At 60.8% G+C, this 19,441-nt stretch carries 14 protein-coding genes; 4 read left to right on the top strand and 10 right to left on the bottom strand.

Annotated features, from left to right (window positions below):
- Window positions 1–17 precede the first annotated feature (17 nt).
- The 3 genes from phaC to phbB form a co-directional block, all read right to left on the bottom strand.
- The gene (phaC, locus tag J2Y86_RS03345) at window positions 18–1,721 is read right to left on the bottom strand and encodes a class I poly(R)-hydroxyalkanoic acid synthase (RefSeq protein ID WP_253428125.1); all 1,704 of its coding nucleotides are present in this window, start codon (window positions 1,719–1,721) and stop codon (window positions 18–20) included.
- A gap of 99 nt (window positions 1,722–1,820) precedes the next feature.
- Window positions 1,821–2,999 carry an acetyl-CoA C-acetyltransferase gene (locus tag J2Y86_RS03340; protein ID WP_253428123.1) on the bottom strand — a complete coding sequence of 393 codons (1,179 nt, stop codon included), beginning with the start codon at window positions 2,997–2,999 and terminating at the stop codon, window positions 1,821–1,823.
- A 57-nt stretch (window positions 3,000–3,056) separates the two neighbouring features.
- The gene (phbB, locus tag J2Y86_RS03335; protein WP_253428120.1) at window positions 3,057–3,803 is read right to left on the bottom strand and encodes an acetoacetyl-CoA reductase; all 747 of its coding nucleotides are present in this window, start codon (window positions 3,801–3,803) and stop codon (window positions 3,057–3,059) included.
- 281 nt (window positions 3,804–4,084) lie between these two features.
- Here phbB and J2Y86_RS03330 point away from each other — a divergent pair, with 281 nt between their 5' ends.
- On the top strand, window positions 4,085–5,122 hold the full coding sequence (locus J2Y86_RS03330; RefSeq protein WP_367399707.1) for an AraC family transcriptional regulator: 1,038 nt from the start codon (window positions 4,085–4,087) through the stop codon (window positions 5,120–5,122).
- A 170-nt stretch (window positions 5,123–5,292) separates the two neighbouring features.
- Here the strand turns inward: J2Y86_RS03330 and J2Y86_RS03325 are convergent, their stop codons facing one another.
- Window positions 5,293–7,677 (bottom strand): DUF3141 domain-containing protein, encoded by a 2,385-nt coding sequence (locus tag J2Y86_RS03325; RefSeq protein ID WP_253428116.1) that lies wholly within the window; start codon window positions 7,675–7,677, stop codon window positions 5,293–5,295.
- A gap of 242 nt (window positions 7,678–7,919) precedes the next feature.
- On the opposite strand from J2Y86_RS03325, the gene phaP reads away from it, so the two are divergent.
- Complete coding sequence (gene phaP / locus J2Y86_RS03320) at window positions 7,920–8,489, top strand: TIGR01841 family phasin (RefSeq protein ID WP_253428114.1); 570 nt, start codon at window positions 7,920–7,922, stop codon at window positions 8,487–8,489.
- 35 nt (window positions 8,490–8,524) lie between these two features.
- On the opposite strand, the gene phaR is transcribed toward phaP, so the two are convergent.
- The 6 genes from phaR to J2Y86_RS03290 all read right to left on the bottom strand — a co-directional run bounded on the left by phaR (window position 8,525) and on the right by J2Y86_RS03290 (window position 16,285).
- Window positions 8,525–9,046 carry a polyhydroxyalkanoate synthesis repressor PhaR gene (phaR, locus tag J2Y86_RS03315; RefSeq protein WP_253428112.1) on the bottom strand — a complete coding sequence of 174 codons (522 nt, stop codon included), beginning with the start codon at window positions 9,044–9,046 and terminating at the stop codon, window positions 8,525–8,527.
- Between the two features lie 277 nt (window positions 9,047–9,323).
- Window positions 9,324–10,592 carry an OprD family porin gene (locus tag J2Y86_RS03310; RefSeq protein WP_253428109.1) on the bottom strand — a complete coding sequence of 423 codons (1,269 nt, stop codon included), beginning with the start codon at window positions 10,590–10,592 and terminating at the stop codon, window positions 9,324–9,326.
- 127 nt (window positions 10,593–10,719) lie between these two features.
- Window positions 10,720–12,492 carry an acyl-CoA dehydrogenase C-terminal domain-containing protein gene (locus tag J2Y86_RS03305; protein WP_253428107.1) on the bottom strand — a complete coding sequence of 591 codons (1,773 nt, stop codon included), beginning with the start codon at window positions 12,490–12,492 and terminating at the stop codon, window positions 10,720–10,722.
- A 60-nt stretch (window positions 12,493–12,552) separates the two neighbouring features.
- On the bottom strand, window positions 12,553–14,214 hold the full coding sequence (locus J2Y86_RS03300) for a cation acetate symporter (RefSeq protein ID WP_253428104.1): 1,662 nt from the start codon (window positions 14,212–14,214) through the stop codon (window positions 12,553–12,555).
- A complete protein-coding gene (locus tag J2Y86_RS03295) occupies window positions 14,214–14,540 on the bottom strand; it encodes a DUF485 domain-containing protein (protein ID WP_253428087.1) in 327 nt (108 codons plus the stop codon). Before J2Y86_RS03295 ends, J2Y86_RS03300 begins: the two co-directional genes overlap by 1 nt.
- Before the next feature lie 122 nt (window positions 14,541–14,662).
- The gene (locus J2Y86_RS03290; protein WP_253428085.1) at window positions 14,663–16,285 is read right to left on the bottom strand and encodes an acyl-CoA synthetase; all 1,623 of its coding nucleotides are present in this window, start codon (window positions 16,283–16,285) and stop codon (window positions 14,663–14,665) included.
- A gap of 230 nt (window positions 16,286–16,515) precedes the next feature.
- On the opposite strand from J2Y86_RS03290, the gene J2Y86_RS03285 reads away from it, so the two are divergent.
- Complete coding sequence (locus tag J2Y86_RS03285; RefSeq protein WP_253428083.1) at window positions 16,516–18,792, top strand: PAS domain-containing sensor histidine kinase; 2,277 nt, start codon at window positions 16,516–16,518, stop codon at window positions 18,790–18,792.
- Window positions 18,793–18,796: 4 nt separating this feature from the next.
- Entirely contained in the window at window positions 18,797–19,432 is a 636-nt protein-coding gene (locus J2Y86_RS03280) for a response regulator transcription factor (protein WP_253428081.1), read from the top strand.
- Window positions 19,433–19,441: the final 9 nt, after the last annotated feature.

Raw genomic sequence — 19,441 nt, 5'->3', positions numbered from 1 at the left:
TCGCGCGGGGCCGTCCATCATTGCATCACGTAACGACCGGGTGCCGATTCAAGTGCCGGGTACTGCGCGTTGCCGGTGTGCAGCGCAGAAGGCTGGCGTTCACCGGCGTGTTCGGCCAGCCAGGCGAACCAGTCGTTCCACCAGCTGCCGGGGTGTTGCTCGGCATTGGTGAACCAGGTATCGGGGTTTTCCGTGACCCGGTTGTTGGTCCAGTAATGGCGCTTTTCCTTGGCGGGCGGGTTGATGACCCCGGCGATATGCCCCGAAGCGCCCAGCACGAAGCGCTTGGTGCCGGACAGCAGTTCGGTGCTGGCGTAGGCGCTTCGCCACGGCACGATGTGATCGTCATGAGTGGCGAGGATGTACGCCGGCGCGTTGATGGCGCGCAGGTCGAGCTTGACCCCGCAGCAGTCCAGTCCGCCGGATTTCAGGTCGTTCTGCAGATAGGTGTGGCGCAGGTACCAGCAATACATCGGGCCGGGAAGGTTGGTGCTGTCGTTGTTCCAGAACAACAAGTCCAACGGAATAGGCTTCTGACCCTTGAGGTACTTGTCGACGTTGTAGTTCCACCACAAATCATTGGGGCGCAACAGCGAGAAGGTGTTGCCCATGTCCTCACCCTTGAACAGGCCGATGGGGCCGTCGATGCCGCCGATGGTGCGCTCGCGGTAAGCCACCAGTTGCTCGTCGACGAAGATGTCGATGGGGCCGGTGTCGAGGTAGTCGAGGAACGTGGTCAGCAGGCTCACGCTGCCGATTTCGCGATCACCACGGGCCGCCAGCACCGCCAGCGCGGTGCTCAGCAGCGTGCCGCCGATGCAGAAACCGACGCAGTTGGGCCGTTGCTCGCCGCTGATTTCGCGGGTCACTTGCAGGCCTTTGATGATGCCGGTTTCGATCAGGTCATCCCAGGTGGTGCCGGCGTGTGCCTGATCGAAGTTGCGCCACGACATCAGAAACACCGGATGACCTTGTTGCAACAGATGGCGAACCATCGAGTTGTCCGGGCGCAGGTCGAGGATGTAGTACTTGTTGATCGACGGCGGGACGATGAACACCGGGCGCCGGTACTGGGTTTCGCTTTGCGGGTAGTACTGGATCAGCTGGAACAGTTCATTCTCGAACACCACTTCGCCAGGGGTGTTGGCCAGATCGACGCCGACCTTGAAGGCGCCGCTGTCGCACTGGCGCATCTTGCCTTCCTGCAGGTCGCTGGCCAGGTGCAGCAGGCCAGTGAGGAGGCTGCCGCCCTGAGTGTCCGCCGCCCGCTGCAGGGCATCGGGATTGCTCACCAGAAAATTGCTCGGCGCACCCGCGGCAATGGCTTGCTCCACGAGGTACAGCAGGCGCTGGCGGGGCTTCTTTTCCTTGATCAGCAGTTTGTCGAGCAGTTTGAGCAGGAATCCGGCGTTGAGCAGGTAAAACGCGGCGAGGGAGCCAAACAGCGGCTCGCTCCAGTTGCCACTGGCAAAACGTCGATCCTCAAAAGTGAAGGGCTGGCCGCTCATCACCCGGTGCCCGAGGTCCGCCCATTGCAGTTGATAGTCCGATTGAAGGCTATCGAGCGTGCCGCGCGGCAAGTCGAACCACTCGTTGTATTCCTGCCCGGTAAACCACGGATTGGTGCTGACCCATAACCGTAATTGTTGCACTGCAAAGGAGGCAATGAACGGAACCTGGCCGGACCAGAAGGTATTGAAGGTGTGCGCGTTAGTGTCCATGGAACTCCTTGCCCACATCCGTAAACCGGGCAGAAAAAAACCGCGGTGCCGGAATTCGGCACCGCGTCAGCAGTCAAGCAAGCAGTCCTGTGTTTCTTCTTAGCGTTCGATGACCAGGCTGACGCCTTGGCCGCCACCGATGCACAACGTGGCCAGGCCTTTTTTGCCGTCTCGGCGAATCAGTTCGTGCACCAGCGACACCAGAATCCGCGCGCCCGACGCGCCGATCGGATGACCCAGCGCAATCGCGCCTCCGTTGACATTGACCTTGCGAGTGTCCCAGCCCAGTTCTTTGCCCACCGCCAGTGATTGCGCGGCAAACGCTTCGTTGGCTTCGATCAGGTCGAGGTCGTCCAGGCTCCAGCCGGCTTTCTCCAGCACCAGACGGGTGGCCGGGACCGGACCGATGCCCATGATCGACGGGTCGACGCCCGCGCTGGCGTAAGCCTTGATGCGTGCCAGAACCGGCAAGCCCAGGGCCTGGGCCGTGGCGGCGTTGGCCAGCAGCAACACGGCGGCGCCATCGTTGAGGGTCGACGAGTTGCCGGCGGTCACGCTGCCGTCTTTCTGGAACGCCGGTTTCAGGTTGCTCATGGCTTGCAGCGTGCCGCCCGGGCGCGGTTGCTCATCCGTATCGAACACCAGCGGATCGCCCTTGCGCTGAGGGATCAGGATCGGCGTGATTTCACGCTTGAAGTAGCCCGCTTCGATGGCGGCGGCCGCTTTCTGTTGCGAGGCGGCAGCGAAGGCGTCCTGATCTTCGCGGCTGAGGCTGTACTTCGTGGCCAGATTCTCCGCGGTGATGCCCATGTGGTAGTCGTTGAAGGCGTCCCACAAACCGTCCTGAATCACGCTGTCTTGCAATTGCGCATGACCCAGGCGCAGGCCGGTGCGTGCCTTGGGCAGCACATAAGGCGCCAGGCTCATGTTTTCCTGACCGCCGGCAATCACCAGTTCGGCGTCGCCGCAACGGATCGCCTGGACAGCCAGTTGCACGGCCTTGAGGCCCGAGCCGCAGACCTTGTTCAGGGTCATGGCCGGGGTGGTAAAGGGCAGGCCGGCCTTGATAGCCGTCTGGCGTGCCGGGTTTTGTCCCGAGCCTGCGGTGAGGACCTGGCCGAGGATCACTTCATCGATCTGCGCGCCGTCCAGACCGGTCTCTTCCAGCAGGCGGCGAATCACTGTGGCACCCAGTTCGGTGGCTGGAATCGCGGACAAGGCACCTTGAAAACTGCCAATGGCGGTACGAGTAGCGGCAACGATTACGACTTCGTTCATGCGTGACCTCATTAAGATTTTGTCCAGCGGGAGCAGGGCGTCCGTGCCCTGATCGGTCTACTGCATGTTCATGCCGCCGTTCACCGAGAAGTCGGCGCCGGTGCTGTAGCCCGATTCATCGGAAGCCAGCCAGGCCACGATCGAAGCGATTTCTTCGGGTTGGCCGAGGCGCCCGACCGGGGTGGCGGCAATCATGGAGTCGAGGATGTCCGGGCGGATGGCCGCGGTCATGCTGGTCTGGATGTAACCCGGCGAGACGGTGTTGACGGTCACGCCCTTGCCGGACACTTCCCGCGCCATTGCCATGGTGAAACCGTGGATGCCGGCTTTGGCCGCGCTGTAGTTGGTCTGGCCGAACTGGCCGCGCTGACCGTTGATCGAGGAGATATTGATCACGCGTCCCCAGCCTTTGGCCAACATCCCTTCAATCACCTGCTTGGTGGTGTTGAACACGCCGCTCAGGTTGGTGCCGATGACCGCGTTCCAGTCCTCGTGCGTCAGCTTGCGAAAAGAGGCATCGCGCGTGATGCCGGCGTTGTTGACCAGCACATCGATCGGGCCGAATTGTTCCCGCGCCATCTCGAAGGCCTTGCGCGTCGACTCCCAATCGGTGATGTCGCCGTAGACGCACTCGAACTGATAACCCGCCGCCAGCTGAGTGGCAATCCAGTCATTCTTGCGGGCGGAATCGGCGCTGCAACCGACGATGACCTTGAATCCTTCCTTGTACAGGCGCTGGCTTATCGCCGTGCCAATCCCACCCATACCACCCGTGACCAACGCAATACGACCAAGCGACTTCATAAGCTCCAATCCTTTTTTGTTTTTGCGCTGCAAGATGGGCGATTGTTCGGTATTGGCGGGGGATGCGGAAGTGTTGGGAAGTGACGGTGTGGTGTCCAACGGTGCCATGCGCGGTTTGGCAGCTCCGATGCGACGAATGGCCTGAATCACTGGCTAAAAGTGAGGGCTACCTATACTGGGATCAATATTGGCAACGAAACAGCCCGTTAGAATCTTGATTCATCGCAGATCAGTCATGGCTCCGGACAGGATGTCCGGTTCCACAGGTCATTGAGGACGCCATGTATAGAATGAGTTCAGGCTATGCCAGCGTGCTGGTAAATACGCTCTCGGCTCAAGGACTGGAGGTTGCCAGTCTGTGTCGGGAGGCTGGACTAGACATTAATCTCGCAAACAAACCAGGAGCGTTCTGCGAGCGAAAGGCCATCTATCGACTCTGGGAACTGGCCGCCGAGGCCTCGGGCGATCCAGACATTGGCTTACGGGCCTATGGCAGTTTCCACCCCGGCAGCTTTCAGATCGTCGGCTACACCATGATGTCCAGCCTGAACCTGAAAAAAGCCCTTGAACGCCTGGTCCGTTTCTGTCCGTTGATTGGCACCGGGTTCAGCCTTTTCTTCACTTCGGAACAGCAACATTATCGTTTGTCCGGGCTCGACCATCAGCAACAGGGTTCGGTCAAACCACGCCAATACACCGATGCCGGGCTCGCTTCATTGCTGGGTTTCTGTCGCAAGCTGTCGGGTGGCAACACACCGCAACCCTTGAGCGTCGAGTTCACTTATCCCGAGCCCGAAGACATCTCCGAGCATCGACGGCTGTTTGGCTGCAATCTGCATTTCGACGCACCTTACGACAGCATTCTGTTTGACGGCGAGGAGTTGATGCGGCCGTTGAGCATGGCCAACGAAGCGTTGGCGGTGCTGCATGACAGCTTTGCCGAGGCGCAACTGGACCTGCTGTTTGGTTTTTGCATTGTCGGCCGGATTCGCGCGCTGATTACCGAGCGCTTGAGTCAGGGGCAGGGGCAGTGCGACATGGAGTCGATCGCGGCGGCCTTGAACATCAGCAAGCGAACGCTGCAACGTGCGCTGGAAAAGGAAGGGACACAATTCAAGGACGTGCTGAACGCGGTGCGTCGACAACTGGCCGATTTCTACCTGCGTCATTCTCACTTCAACATGAAACATGTCGCGTATCTCCTTGGTTTTCATGACCACAGCAGCTTCAACAAAGCCTGTAGCCGCTGGTTCGGCATGACACCGGGGCAGTACCGTTCCGACGAATCGTTTGAGATTGAGGAAGCCGCGCCGGTGTGACTTTCCCTGTGGGAGATTCTATGTTTGGGGGCTTGCCCCCCCTACCTGGCGACCCGATTACTCACTCACACCGCATGGGCAGGTTTCGCGGCTGCTTCGCAGCCGAACGGGGCGGTGCGACGTTTCGCTAAATCCCCTCGCCACACAAGCTCGCTCCCACCGGTTGCTCATCACGGCGCAGCAGGTTTCTTCGCGCCTTTTTTGCCCTTTACGGGTTTGCGCGTTTTTGTCGGCGTTACCGGGGCGATCGGTTCAGGGGTGACCACCGCAACTTGATCGGCTTCACTTGGAGGTTGAGCCAGGCTGAACCCCGGCAGCGGCACATCGAGCAGCGTGTGCAATTCACACCAGAACGGGTTGTCTGCACCGCTGGTCAGCAGTTCCGGCAACAAATTGGCGACGGCCGCCAGTACTTGTTGGCGTTCTTCGCGCTCGACCAGCATCAGGGGCAAGCTGTGCAGGCTTTCCTGCGGGTGGGTGGCGACCAGCAGTTTTTGCAGGCGAAGGGTTTCGCGCAAGTCCAGCGGCTCGGCACTGTAGTCCTGCAGCAGCACCTGCAATTGCACGATCAGTTTCTCGACGCTTTGCTTGCCCGGCTCATCGCTGTCGCGGCCCAGCAGGAACAGGATCCGGATCAGGGCTTCCATCAAACCGCCAAGGGGCAGGGCGTCCTGAAGGCGTTCGGTCAGGACTTTATCGTGCTGCCTGGCATGCGCCTGCAGATCTCGCCCCGGGGTATTGCCGGCGAGGCTGTTGAGGACGCCATACACGCCGTAAAAACTCATCTCCTGAGCGGCATCACGCAGGTCCCGATAACCATTCAAGGCGTCCTGTACCTGGTTGGAAAACAGTGCCTGCCAGGCCAGCAACGGATTGGACGGGCTGGCGGGATGTCGATCCTTGCTCACTTGAGCGGCACTGCCTGCCAGCCACCAGAGCGCCGGGTTCAGACTGTTCCACATGACCTGTTGCTGGTGGAACGGATGTGCCTTGCGCATCATTTCGGCGGTCGGCTCGTTGATCAACTGACGCAACCACGGCCGTACAAATCCGTCATACAGCGTGTTGTTGAAATCAGAGGTACGTTCGACCAGCGCGAATTCGCGATCGTCGTCACGGGACGGCTGCACTGTGCCGTGGATGTCGGCGATACGCCGTGGCTCGAAACGCACGGCGTACGGCGTATCCGGATTTTCCGGCAGGTCATCGATGAGCATTTCATAGAGTCCGCCTGGCAATTCATTGATCGCGTCGACCGCGCCCAGCAACTCTCGGTGTTCACGCCGCGCCACTTCGCCCGAGACGAAGATGCCCAGATGACCGATGCTCGCGTGCCGCAGGTAAACAATGGTGCGTCCGGCATTTTGCAGGGCGAGATCGCTGGGATAGACGTCGGTGATCCAGTCCAGCGCCTGCTGCGGCGAGGTGATGTTGTCGCCATAGGAACAGAACACCACCACCGGCACTTCGATGCGTTTGAGGTCGAGCCCGCTGCTCTTGCGCCCGAGACCGCCGGACAGCTGATTGCCGATGAACAGATCGTCGACAATCATCTCGATCTCTTCACCATTGAGCAGGGTCGGGCTGCCCCACCAGCGTTCGAAATCGAGAAAGCGCGGGGCTTCGCTGTCGACTTCGCTGAACAGGTGGTAGTACTTGCCCCACCAGGTGTTGGCCGGGTCGAGGCTTTCGAAATTGCTCACCAGCCAGGTGCCGTCGAAACGGTCATTGCCCAGGTCGCTGCCCAGGCGCGCCATCCAGCCGCCACCGAGCAAACCGCCGGTGTAGCGCATCGGATTGCGCCCATTGACGCCGGCCCAGTACGACAAAGGCGCGCCATTGACGATGATCAGTCCCGGCAGCTCCGGGCGGGTCGCCGCCAGGCCCATCAATGCCCAGCCGGCCTGGCAGTTGCCGATCACCACGGGTTTGGCGCTGGCGGGATGTCGCGCGCTGACCTCTTCGAGGAACCGCGCCTGGGCTTCAACGATGTCCGCCAGGGTTTGCCCCGGGCGTGGGGAATGGCTGAACGAGATGAAATAGGTCGGATGGCCGGCGCGCAGGCTTTCGCCGATGACCGAATCCTGTTTGAAACCGCCAATCCCCGAGCCGTGGCCGCCGCGCGGGTCAATGATGATCACCGGCTGTTTTTTGCTGTCGAGCCGTTGTCCGGGGCCTGCGAGGATCTGCAGCAACGAGTAGTTGACCGGGCGAAGCAGGTCTTCGCCGGCAATCAGGGTTTCATGATTGAACTTGAGCAGCAGTGGGTACCCGGCGCGTTCGTGGGCCAGGGTGTTGTCACCACGCTGACGCAAGGTGTCCCAGAACAGCACGCTGCGTTGGCCCAGGTCGATGACGTATTCCTGCCAGTCAGCGGCGTTCGGCGGTGTGAGTAGCCCAAGGCTTGAAGGCGCGTAGGTTTTGGCCTGGCGCTGCTGCGCGGCGTCGAGAACGTTGAGGGTGTTGAGGCGCTGGAGATGGTTCAGGTGCTCGAACAAACCGGACGGGGCCGAAAGCTCTTCATCTTGCAGCGCAATATTTTCTTCCTGACCCATCGTGAACTCCTGACGCCATGCGTGGGAATGTCGCCCTGACTCATAGAAGCCAAGCCGGCCATTCGATTTTCACGAGTGTATAGGGAATATCAGTCGAGGAAGCGAACTTTATTGTGCGCTGCACAAAATAGCCGTTGCCAAATGGTTTTGTGCACTGCAATATCAACTCAGCGCGATGACTGGCAGGATCGCTATCGTGTCCTCAGGCCCATCCGGGCCTTCCCGTACCAGGAGATTCAAGCATGTCTTTTTTCAACCCGGAAAATCTGCAAACCGCTCAGAAAGCCAACCTCGACCTGCTGCAGCAAATCAGCGGCAAAGTGTTCGCCAGCGTTGAGCAACTGAGCCAGTTGCAGTTCAAGGCACTGCGCGACTCCACCGAAGAGCATTTCGAAGGCGTGCGCAAATTGCTCGCCGTGCGCGATGCCCAAGGCTTCGCTGACTTGCAGGCGTCGTTCACCCAGCCGAGCGCGCAAAGCGAACGCCTGGCCGAGTTCAATCGTCAGGTTCAGGCGCTGATCGTGGGCACGCAGTCGGACATCGCCAAACTGACGTCGAGTCAGGTCGAGGCGGGCACCCAGCAGGTGAATGAGTTCGTTGAATCGATCAGCAAGAATGCACCGGCCGGCTCCGAGCCTGTTGTGGCGGCGTTCAAGTCGGGTCTGGCGAATGCCGGTACGGTGTTTGAAAGCGCACAGAAAGCCGTGAAACAGGCTTCCGATGTGGCTCAGAGCAATTTTGACGCCGCCACTGCCGCTGCCGCCAAAGCAGCGCCAGAAGCCAGCGCCAAGGCCACCAACGGTAACAAATAAGTCAAATCAGGCCGGCAGCACCGATGGCGACGGGTTTACTCCCCGTCGCCATTTTTTTTCGGGCCGTTTTCGCTTTCAGGTTTGCCGGTGAACAGGCCGAACATGTTTTGCGTGTTCAGGTAGAGCGCCTTGGACTGATCGACATACTGGCGCATCAGGTCCTGCATGACCGGGGCCTGCTGGTGCATGAAGGTGCTCCAGGCTTCGGACGACTGCGCGCCGGTCTGTGACTGGATGTCGATGACGGTCTGGATGCTTTTGTCGAGGTAGCTGCCCAGCACACCCTGGTACGGGCCGTAGAACTGGATAATCCCCATCAGCATGTCGCTGGTGAAGATCGGTTCGCCGCCGCTTTCCGCTTCCAGAATCACCTGCAGCAGGATGCTGCGCGTCAGATCCTCGCCAGACTTGGCATCGACCACCTGGAACGCAATCTTGTCGACGACCAACTGGCGTATGTCCGCGAGCGTCAGGTGACTGCTGGTGTGGGTGTCATACAGTCGGCGATTGGGATATTTCTTGATCAGGCGGGGGGTGTTCCGACTGTTATCTGGCATGCGGGGCGTCTCGTGGCGAGCCTGGTTTGCAGGCATCTTAACCTACTATGGGTACTGCCGCGGGATGGTGTCGGGGGGAGGGATGCCAGGTTCAACATCTTCAGTGCTTCTGAAGCCGTCTTCGCGAGCAAGCCCGCTCCCACAGGGGACTTGCGAACACTGAAGATCCAATGTGGGAGCGGGCTTGCTCGCGAAGAGGCCCGCAATCACAGCGAAAATCCGGAAAAAAAAGGACTGCGCCGCCAAGCGAGTCCCCTTTTGTGAAACCAGAATCGGGTTACCAGATCGGCAATGTGTAACTCACAATCAAACGGTTCTCATCAAGATCGCTGCCAAAATTCGTCGAGCGTACTGTCGCATTACGCCATTTCACCCCTACGTTCTTTAGTGGCCCGCTCTGCACGACATAGCCGATATCGGTATCACGCTCCCATTCCTTGCCTTCCGGGCGGTTGCCGCCCAGGTCGATATTGTCACCGGTGATGTAGCGGGTCATGAACGTCAGACCGGGGATGCCGAGGGCGGCAAAGTTGTAGTCGTAACGGGCCTGCCAGGATTTTTCGTCCTTGCTGGCGAAGTCGCCGATCTGCACGAAGTTCACCAGGAACGCATCGGTGCCATTGACGTAAGCATACCCGGTGTCGCCGCTCATGCCCTGATAACCCAGGCCGAACGCATGCCCGCCGAGGCTGTAAGTGAACATCGCACCAATCGCGTTGTTGTCGACATTGCTGCCGCCATCATCGGTGGAACGGGCGAAACGCAGATCTGTCTTCAACGACTGGCCGGTGGTGACCGGCAACACGTAGGTCAGGTTGACCAGGTGCTGGCTGTAGAAATTGTCGAGGTGACCGTAGCTGTAGCCGGTGGCGAGGTTACTGGTCCATTTGTAGTTGAGGCTGGCGAAATCGAAGCTGTCGCTGTCCAGATGACGGCTCGTAATGCCCTTGGCGCCGGTGCGCGTGATGCCCATGTCCTCGTAGTCCGAGGAGTCGCGCTGGTTGACTTGCGTCAGGCGCCCGGCATCCACGCTCAGGCCTTCGATCTCCAGGGAGGTCAACTGACCGCCCTTGAACGTTTGCGGCAACAGCCGTGAATCGTTGGCCAGCACCGTCGGTAGTTTTGGCAGCAGCGTACCGAGTTTCAGGGTGCTTTTGGAGGCGCGCACTTTGGCGGTCAGGCCCAGTTCACCGTACTCGTCCTGAGCACCTTTGCGCGTGTCGCGATGGCGCTGAAGCACACCGGAACCGGCGCGATCCGGGCTGGAGTCGAGTTTGACGCCCAGCAGGCCAATGGTATCGAAACCGACCCCGATCAAACCCTCGGTAAAGCCGGATTCGTAGCGCAGCAGGAAACCCTGCGCCCATTCCTCTTGTTTGGATTGCGCAGCGTTATCCTGGCGATAATCACGATTGAAATAGAAGTTACGCAGCTCGAGGCTGGCCTTGCTGTCCTTGATAAAGTCAGCAGCGGCGGGGGCCGAGAGGCTGATGATACCGCCGGCCAGCAACAGTCGGGTAGCGAGAATACGGGTGTTGCAATCCATGTGAAGCCCCTTTGTTTTTATTATGGAATGACGGCTTATGCAGCCCTCGCCAATCGGGCGAGGGCTTATCAATAAAAAACGCGGACGCCGAAACGAGAGGAGCGTGGCGCCGCGTGCGGTTCAATCGTTAGAACTGCTCGGCGCTCAGACCGAACAACGAGGCACTGCCGGCGCGAATCGACTGTTCGAGGCTCAAGATGCGCGGCAGCAAGCGATGGATGTAGAAGTCGGCGGTGGCGATCTTCGCCCCGTAGAACCCTTCGTCTTCGCCGCGTTTTTTCTGCGCAACCTGTGCCATGCGCGCCCACAGCCAGGCGTAGGCGACGTAACCGAACAGGTGCAGAAACTCCACGGAAGCGGCACCGACTTCGTTGCGATTGGTCGCCGCCCGGTCCTGCAACCAGTCGCTCAGGTCTTCCAGGCGCTGCACGGCATCGAACAGTTGTGCGGAGTAGGGCGCGTCGGGCTGGTGGGCGAAATGGCGGATCTCGCCGGTGAACTGACGCAGCGCGACGCCGTTGTCAGCCAGCACTTTGCGCCCGAGCAGGTCCAGCGCCTGGATGCCGTTGGTGCCTTCGTAAATCTGTGCGATGCGCACGTCGCGGACCAACTGTTCCTGGCCCCATTCGCGGATATAGCCATGGCCGCCGAACACTTGCTGGCCGTTGATGCAGCTTTCCAGGCCGGTGTCGGTGAAGAAGGCCTTGGCAATCGGTGTCAGCAGGGCGACCAGGGTTTGCGCGGTGTCGCGTTCTTGCGCGTCATCGGAGAACTTCGCCAGATCGAGCTGCTGCCCGACATAGCTGGCGAACGCGCGGCCACCCTCGGTCATGGCTTTCATGCTGAGGAGCATGCGGCGCACGTCGGGGTGAACGATGATCGGATCGGCGACTTTGTCCGGGGCCATGGCGCCGGTCGGGGAGCGACTCTGAGTACGTTCACGGGCGTACGCCACGGCGCTCTGGTAGGACGCTTCGGCACAGCCAATGCCCTGAATGCCGATGGACAGGCGTTCGTAGTTCATCATGGTGAACATCGCCGCGAGGCCTTTGTTGGCTTCGCCCACCAGCCAGCCACTGGCACCGTCGAAATTCATCACGCAGGTGGCCGAGGCCTTGATGCCCATCTTGTGTTCGATCGAACCGCAACTCACGGCGTTGGCGTCACCGAGGGAACCGTCGGTATTGACCAGCACCTTGGGCACCACAAACAGCGAGATGCCTTTCGGCCCGGCCGGTGCGTCCGGCAGTTTGGCCAGCACCAGATGGACGATGTTTTCGGTCAGGTCCTGATCGCCACCGGTAATGAAGATCTTGCTGCCGGTGATGCTGAAACTGCCGTCGGCCCGGGGTTCGGCGCGGGTACGGATAAGCCCCAGGTCGGTGCCGGCATGGGCTTCGGTCAGGCACATGGAACCGGCCCAGCGACCTTCATACATCGGCGGCAGGTACAGGTCTTTCAAGCTGTCGCTGGCGTGAGCATCCAGTGCCAGGCAGGCACCGGAGCTCAACGCCGAGTACAGCGCGAAGCTTGAATTGGCGCCGTAGAGCATCTCTTCAAACTGTACGGCCAGCATTTTCGGCATGCCCATCCCGCCATACTCGGCATTGCCGGACAGACCGACCCAGCCACCTTCGATGTACGTGGCATAAGCCTGTTTGAAGCCGATCGGCGTCGTGACCTGGCCTTCATGCCACTGCGCGCCTTCCTCGTCGCCGCTGCGGTTCAAGGGTGCGATCAGGTGCGCGGTGACTTTTCCCGCTTCCTCAAGGATCGCGTCGGCGATGTCGGCATCGATGTTGTCCGCCAGGGCCGGCAGGCGCGCCCACAGGGCAGGGGCGTCGAACACTTCATGCAGGACGAAGCGCATGTCGCGCAGGGGGGCTTTGAATTCGGGCATAACGTGAACCTCGACGGGACGGTTGTGCACGGCGCCACAACGGGGCGCCGTGCCTTTCAATCAATGACTGGAAGCGGCGGCAGCACCCAGGCCGGTCTGCGCGCGCACGAACTGGTCGGCGTAGGCATCGCGTTCCTTGTCGGCCCGCACGCTGCGGTCGAGGCGGGACACGACGACAATCACCAGGAACGCCAGCGGCATGGAAAACAGCGCCGGGTGGTCGTACGGGAAGATCGCGTGGGCATGGCCGAGCACGGTCACCCACACGGCCGGGGACAGGATCACCAGCACCAGGGCGCAGATCAGGCCGGCAAAACCGCCGATGATCGCGCCTTTGGTGGTCAGGCCTTTCCAGTACATGGCCATGATCAGCACCGGGAAGTTGGTCGAGGCGGCGATGCCAAAGGTCAGGCCGACCAGGAACGCAACGTTCATCTTCTCGAACAGAATGCCCAGCAGAATCGCAATGATGCCCAGGCCCACGGTGGCCAGGCGGGTCACGCGCATTTCCTGTTTCTGGGTGGCTTTACCTTTCTTGAACACCGTGGCGTAGAGATCGTGGGAAATCGCCGACGCACCGGCCAGGGCCAGCCCGGAAACCACCGCAAGGATGGTGGCGAAGGCCACGGCCGAGAGAAAACCGAAGAACAGGTTGCCGCCCACGGCTTTAGCCAGGTGCATCGCGACCATGTTGCCGCCGCCGATCAAGGCACCACCGACTTCGCCGTTGACGTAGTACTGCGGATCGGTGCCGATGATCACCATCGCGGCGAAGCCCAGGGTGCAGACCACGAGGAAGAAGAAACCGATGAAACCAGTGGCGTAGAACACCGATTTACGCGCTTCCTTGGCGTTGGGCACGGTGAAGAAACGCATCAGGATGTGCGGCAGGCCGGCGATGCCGAAGACCAGGCCGAGCGACATCGACGCCGTGTTGATCGGGTCGGCGAGCATCGAGCCAGGGCCCATGATGTTCCAGCCGCTGGCATGCGCCTCGACCGCTTTGGTGGCGAGGGTTTCGTAGCTGAAACCGAATTGCGACATGGCCATGACCGCGAGGGTCGTGCCGCCGGCGAGCAGCAACACGGCTTTGATGATCTGCACCCAGGTGGTGGCGATCATCCCGCCGAAAATCACATACACCAGCATCAACGCACCGACGATCATCACCGCTACCGGGTAGTCGAGGCCGAACAGCAATTTGATCAACTGACCGGCACCGACCATCTGCACGATCAGGTAGCAGCACACCACCGTCAACGAACCGAAGGCGGCGAAGATCCGTACTTTGTTCTGGTCCAGTCGATAGGAAACGATGTCGGCAAAGGTGTAGCGCCCCAGATTGCGCAAGCGCTCGGCCATCAGGAAGGTGATGATCGGCCAGCCGACAAAGAAGCCGATGGTGTAGATGAAACCGTCGTAACCCTTGGCGAACACCAGGCTCGACAGCCCCAGCAGTGTGGCGGCGGACATGTAGTCACCGGCAATCGCCAGGCCGTTCTGAAAACCGGTGATGCCACCGCCGGCGGTGTAGAAGTCGGACGTGGATTTGGTCTGGCGCGCAGCCCACCAGGTGATCGCCAGCGTGCCGAGGACGAACAGGAAAAACATGCCGATGGCATGCAGGTTCAGCGGTTGTTTTTCTATGGCGCCCAACGCGGGAGCGGCGAATACAGCGGAGGCCGGCAGCAGGCACGCTGCCGCGAGGATGAGTTTACGCATCACTTGCTCTCCTCGAGAATGGCGGCGCCCAGTGCATCGAAGCGCGTGTTGGCGCTGTAGACATACCAGCCGGTCAGCAGCCAGGAAAAAATGATGATCGCCGCGCCAACCGGCATGCCCAGGGTCAACATCCGATGCTCGCCGAGCGGTGCGTGCAGCCACTGCGGGGCAAACGCCACCACGAGCATGAACAGGTAATAAGTGCCCAGCACGGCAGCACTCAATGACCAGGCCAGGCGCGAACGGCTGCTGACCAATTGAAGGAATTTCGGGTTGCTCCGAATACGTTCACAGCGTTGGGTATCGGTTGCATGGATGTCGATCATGGTGCGCTCCACATTGTTGTTGTTATCGGTGTGAGGGGGCAGCGCAGGCCGAATCCGGCGTGCACGATCCCGAAGCGGCAGGTAAGACACCTGCCGCCTGATAGGTAAAACGTGGGTGAGGGTTAGAGGGCCTTGGCCCTGTCGCGCAGCACGTACTTCTGGATCTTGCCGGTGGAGGTCTTCGGCAACAGGGTGAAAATCACCGTGCGCGGGACTTTGAAACCGGCCAGGTGTTCGCGGCAGAAACTGATGATGTCGGCTTCGCGAACGTCCTGGTGATCAGCCTTCAAGGTGATGAAGGCGCAGGGCGTTTCGCCCCATTTTTCATCGGGACGGGCGACCACTGCGGCCTCCATCACACCCGGATGGCGGTAGAGCACGCCTTCGAGTTCGATGGTGGAAATGTTCTCGCCACCGGAAATGATGATGTCTTTGAGGCGGTCCTTGATCTCGACATAACCGTCGGGGTGACACACCGCCAGGTCGCCGGTATGGAACCAGCCACCCTCGAACGCTTCAGCGGTGGCCGTCGGGTTTTTCAGGTAGCCCTTCATCACGGTGTTGCCGCGCATGAACACTTCACCGATGGTCTGACCGTCGCGCGGCGTCGGTTCCAGGGTCTTCGAATCGCCGACCATCACGCCTTCGAGCGTCGGGTAGCGCACACCCTGGCGGGACTTGATCTGCGCCCGTTCTTCCAGCGGCAGTTCATCCCATTCGGCATGCCAGGCGCACAGCGTCACCGGGCCATAGGTTTCGGTCAGGCCGTAGACGTGGGTGACCTTGATGCCCATTTCTTCCACGGCGCCAATGACTTTGGCCGGCGGTGCAGCACCGGCGACCATGGCGTTGACCGGGTGATCGATGGCGGCTTTCGCCGATTCCGGCATGTTGACCAGCGCATTGAGCACGATTGGCGCGCCGCACAAGTGAGTGACCTGGTGTTCGCGGATCAGCGTGAGGATTTTCTGTGGATCGACGCGACGCAGGAACACGTGCACACCGGCCAGCGCGGTGATGGTCCACGGGTAGCACCAGCCGTTGCAATGGAACATCGGCAGGGTCCAGAGGTAGACGGGATGGTTGCCCATCGCCCAGGTCATCTGGTTGCCCAAGGCATTCAGATAAGCGCCGCGGTGGTGATAGACCACGCCTTTCGGATTGCCGGTGGTGCCGGAGGTGTAGTTCAGCGAGATGGCCTGCCACTCGTTGGACGGCCATTGCCAGGCGAATGCCGGGTCGCCTTCCGCCAGCAACGCTTCATAGTCCAGATCGCTGACGGCCTTGCCTTCGCCGTACTCCGGGTCGTTGACATCGATGACCAGCGGCGGGTGATCGAGCATGCCGATGGCGGCGTGAATCACGTCATGGAACTCGCGGTCGGTGATCAGCACCTTGGCCTCGCCATGCTGCAGCATGAAAGCAATGGCTTCGGCATCCAGGCGCACGTTGAGCGGGTTGAGCACGGCACCGATCATCGGCACGCCGAAATGCACTTCGAGCATCTCGGGGATGTTGGGCAGCATCACCGCCACGGTGTCGTTCTTGCCAATACCGCGACCGGCCAGCGCCGAAGCCAGACGTCGGCAACGGGTATAGGTCTGTGCCCAGGTACGACGAATCGAGCCGTGGATAACGGCGGGGTAGTCGGGGTAAACGTTGGCCGTGCGCTCGAGGAAGCTGAGCGGAGACAGGGCGATGTGATTGACAGCCGAAGGGCCTAGCCCTTGTTCATAGATCGACATGTTCAGGTACTCGGTGGCTGATTGTTAGCTCTATCGGTGGCCTTTCAGCGTAGCCGCTGAGGTCACCTTTTATGTCCGGTCTGCTTTATATAACAATTATCCACAAATATGGAAGTACAACCTATAGCGTATAGGATATGTACTATATTTGATTCTTGCTCATCTAAATGACTGCAGTCATATCGCCAAGGCCGGTATATCCTTGGTTTCCCCAACGAAGCGGAACCGTGATGACCCTGACTCCCGTTCGATTGCACAGCTGGTTGCGTCTGCAGCGCGAGGGCGTTTCCCTGGCTGCCCGGGCCGACGCGTTGTGCCGGGCGCTGCAGGATTGCCCCGAGGTGCGTCGCGCGGTTTACCTGAGCTGGCAACCTCAGGCGCGGATCTACAGCCACGAAGGCGCCGCCCAGCATTTTCCACCGGGCCAGGGCGACCCTTCGCAGGCCAGCGACCAGTTGTTGTTCGAGCGTCTACTGGAAGCGGGGCGCCTCGATCTCGCGCAGGTACGGCAACTGGATTGCTGGTTGGCCGGCCGACTGCGCCGCGCCGCCATCAGCCATGGTCAGGTGTTTGATCTGGCGTTGCAGCCGGGACAGGCGGGCCTGTTGCTGGTGGAAGTCTGCGAGGGCGTGAGTTTCGATTGGCTGGGTTGGGTGCAGGATCTGCTGACGACCTTGCTCAGCAGCGTCAACGGCATGCTGCGCGGCTCGCCGTTGCTGGGTCACGATCCACAGCCCAGCCTGTTGCTCGATGCCCAGGGCCGGCCGCAGGAATTCAACGCAGCGTTGCTGGCGCTGCTGGCCGAAAAGCCGCTGACCGACGTGCTGGGATTTCTGCCGGTCAATCATCGCGTGCTGGTACGCGCCTGCCTGGACCAGCAACGCGCCATTGAAGGGGTCGAAGCCCAGTTTGAAGCGCAGATCCTGATCTGGACGTTCATTCCCGATCCCCAGGACAACCGCGTGCTCGCCCGTTGCCGCGACGCCACCGTGCAAGTGCTGGCCGAGCGCGAAGCGACCCAGGCGCGGCGGCTGTACCGGTTGATCATCGAGAACACCACCGACCTGATTTCCCGGCACACACCGGACGGCTGTTTTCTCGATGCTTCGCCCGCCTCGTGGACATTGCTCGGTTACTGGCCGGAAGAGTTGCGCGGGCAAATGGCCCAGGGGCTGTTCCATGGTCAGGACCTGGCCAGCCTGGTGCAACGTGCCCGGGATGCGCTGGAGCAGGACGGTTATCACACGATGACGTATCGCATTCGCCATCGGGACGGGCATTACCTGTGGTTCGAAACCGCCAGCCGGGCGATTCGTGAGACCTACACCGGCACGGTGGTCGAGGTGGTCAGCGTTTCCCGGGACATTACTGCGCGGGTTCAGGCGGAAGAGAACAAGCGGCGCCTGGCCGAAGTCGTCGAGGCCAACATCGACCCGGTTCTGTTTATCGACCCCGAGGGCCAAGTCACCTACCTCAACCCGGCGGCACGGCGCATTCTCGGGATCGGCGAGCAACAGCCGATGCCGACCCTGGCGGAACTGTTCGCCAGCGCTGACCTGACGCGTCTGCAGCGTGACGGCTGGAGCGGCGCCGAACGCCACGGCGTCTGGAGCACCGATGCACGCTTGCAACCACCGGGCGGTGGCGCGTCGGTGCCGGTGTCGTTGGTGCTGTTGGCGCACCGTTCGGCGGGCGGCGAACGCTACTATTCCCTGGTGGCGCGTGACATGACCGAACGTGAACTGCGCGAAGTGCAACAGCGCCGCCATCAGGATGAACTGGCGCATACCGCGCGTCTGGTCACCCTCGGTGAACTGGCGTCGGGCATTGCCCACGAAATCAATCAGCCGCTGGCCGCTGTGGTCAATTACGCCAATGCCAGCCAGCGCTATTTGCAGACCGTGGATTCCAATCCCCAGGCCGCCGCCCGGGTGGCACAAGGCCTGGAACGCATCACCCACCATGCCACTCACGCGTCGGAAGTGATCCGTCGTTTGCGCGCGTTTCTACGCAAAGGCCAGCGCCGCATGCAGGCACTGAATGTCACCGATGTCGCCCGCGAAGCCGTGCGTTTGTGCGACTGGGAGGCGAGCAATTGCCAAGTGACAATCGAGGATCGACTGCCGGATAATCTGCCGCCCGTTTATGCCGACCGGGTGTTGCTGGAGCAGGTCCTGCTCAATCTGTTGCGCAATGCCATCGATGCCAACCGCGAACAACATCCCGGCCAGCCTTCGCTGATCGTGATGACTGCAGGGCAGGGCAGTGCCGCCAGCGTGGATATCAATGTGCAAGACCAGGGCCCCGGCGTGAGCGAGCCGGAACTGGAGCAGATCTTTACCCCGTTCTACACCAGCAAGGCCGATGGCCTGGGGCTCGGTTTGTCCATGAGCCGCAGCATCATTGAAGGTTTCGGCGGCGAACTGCAGGCCCGCCGCCAACCGGTCGGGCTGCTGATGTGCTGTCGCTTGCCGCTGGCCGGCCCAACAAAACAACAACAGGAATAATGCAATGGCGGGTGTGACGGAGCACGTGGTGTATGTGGTCGATGACGATCAGGGCATGCTCGATTCAACGGTCTGGTTATTGGAATCGGTCGGCCTGAAAGCATTGCCGTTTACCAGTGGCGTCGAGTTCCTCGATGCCTGCGATGCCAGCCTGGCGGCCTGCGTCCTGCTGGACGTGCGCATGCCTGGCATGGGCGGCTTGAACGTGCAGGAAGAAATGCGTGTGCGCGAACTGAACCTGCCGATCATCTTCGTCAGCGGTCACGCCGATGTGCCGATCGTGGTGCGTGCGTTCAAGGCCGGCGCTCACGACTTCATTGAAAAACCCTACAACGAACAATTGCTGCTGGACAGCGTGCAACAGGCCCTCAGCAACTGCGCGACCCACCGTTCGGGCAATCAAGGGCATGAAGCGTTGCAGGCCCGCTTGCTCACGCTGACCCCGCGGGAGCGTGACGTCCTGCTGCCGCTGGTACAGGGTTACATCACCCGGGAAATCGCCGAGCAATTGGGGGTCAGCGCGAAAACGGTCGACCTCTACCGCTCACGGGTGATGAAACGCATGCAGGCTAATACTCTGCCGGACCTGGTCGGCATGGCCATTGCCGCGGGACTGGTTGATCCATTGAAACTGCGTTGAACCTTCGTG

This window comes from Pseudomonas migulae, assembly GCF_024169315.1.
GTDB lineage: Bacteria > Pseudomonadota > Gammaproteobacteria > Pseudomonadales > Pseudomonadaceae > Aquipseudomonas > Aquipseudomonas migulae_B.
This window is presented reverse-complemented; position numbering and strand designations above follow the sequence as displayed.

Bases quoted from the DNA above. Each gene is read 5' to 3' on its own strand.
- phaC (WP_253428125.1), bottom strand. From the start codon at position 1,721: ATGGACACTAACGCGCACACCTTCAATACCTTCTGGTCCGGCCAGGTT.
- J2Y86_RS03340 (WP_253428123.1), bottom strand. From the start codon at position 2,999: ATGAACGAAGTCGTAATCGTTGCCGCTACTCGTACCGCCATTGGCAGT.
- phbB (WP_253428120.1), bottom strand. From the start codon at position 3,803: ATGAAGTCGCTTGGTCGTATTGCGTTGGTCACGGGTGGTATGGGTGGG.
- J2Y86_RS03330 (WP_367399707.1), top strand. From the start codon at position 4,085: ATGTATAGAATGAGTTCAGGCTATGCCAGCGTGCTGGTAAATACGCTC.
- J2Y86_RS03325 (WP_253428116.1), bottom strand. From the start codon at position 7,677: ATGGGTCAGGAAGAAAATATTGCGCTGCAAGATGAAGAGCTTTCGGCC.
- phaP (WP_253428114.1), top strand. From the start codon at position 7,920: ATGTCTTTTTTCAACCCGGAAAATCTGCAAACCGCTCAGAAAGCCAAC.
- phaR (WP_253428112.1), bottom strand. From the start codon at position 9,046: ATGCCAGATAACAGTCGGAACACCCCCCGCCTGATCAAGAAATATCCC.
- J2Y86_RS03310 (WP_253428109.1), bottom strand. From the start codon at position 10,592: ATGGATTGCAACACCCGTATTCTCGCTACCCGACTGTTGCTGGCCGGC.
- J2Y86_RS03305 (WP_253428107.1), bottom strand. From the start codon at position 12,492: ATGCCCGAATTCAAAGCCCCCCTGCGCGACATGCGCTTCGTCCTGCAT.
- J2Y86_RS03300 (WP_253428104.1), bottom strand. From the start codon at position 14,214: ATGCGTAAACTCATCCTCGCGGCAGCGTGCCTGCTGCCGGCCTCCGCT.
- J2Y86_RS03295 (WP_253428087.1), bottom strand. From the start codon at position 14,540: ATGATCGACATCCATGCAACCGATACCCAACGCTGTGAACGTATTCGG.
- J2Y86_RS03290 (WP_253428085.1), bottom strand. From the start codon at position 16,285: ATGTCGATCTATGAACAAGGGCTAGGCCCTTCGGCTGTCAATCACATC.
- J2Y86_RS03285 (WP_253428083.1), top strand. From the start codon at position 16,516: ATGACCCTGACTCCCGTTCGATTGCACAGCTGGTTGCGTCTGCAGCGC.
- J2Y86_RS03280 (WP_253428081.1), top strand. From the start codon at position 18,797: ATGGCGGGTGTGACGGAGCACGTGGTGTATGTGGTCGATGACGATCAG.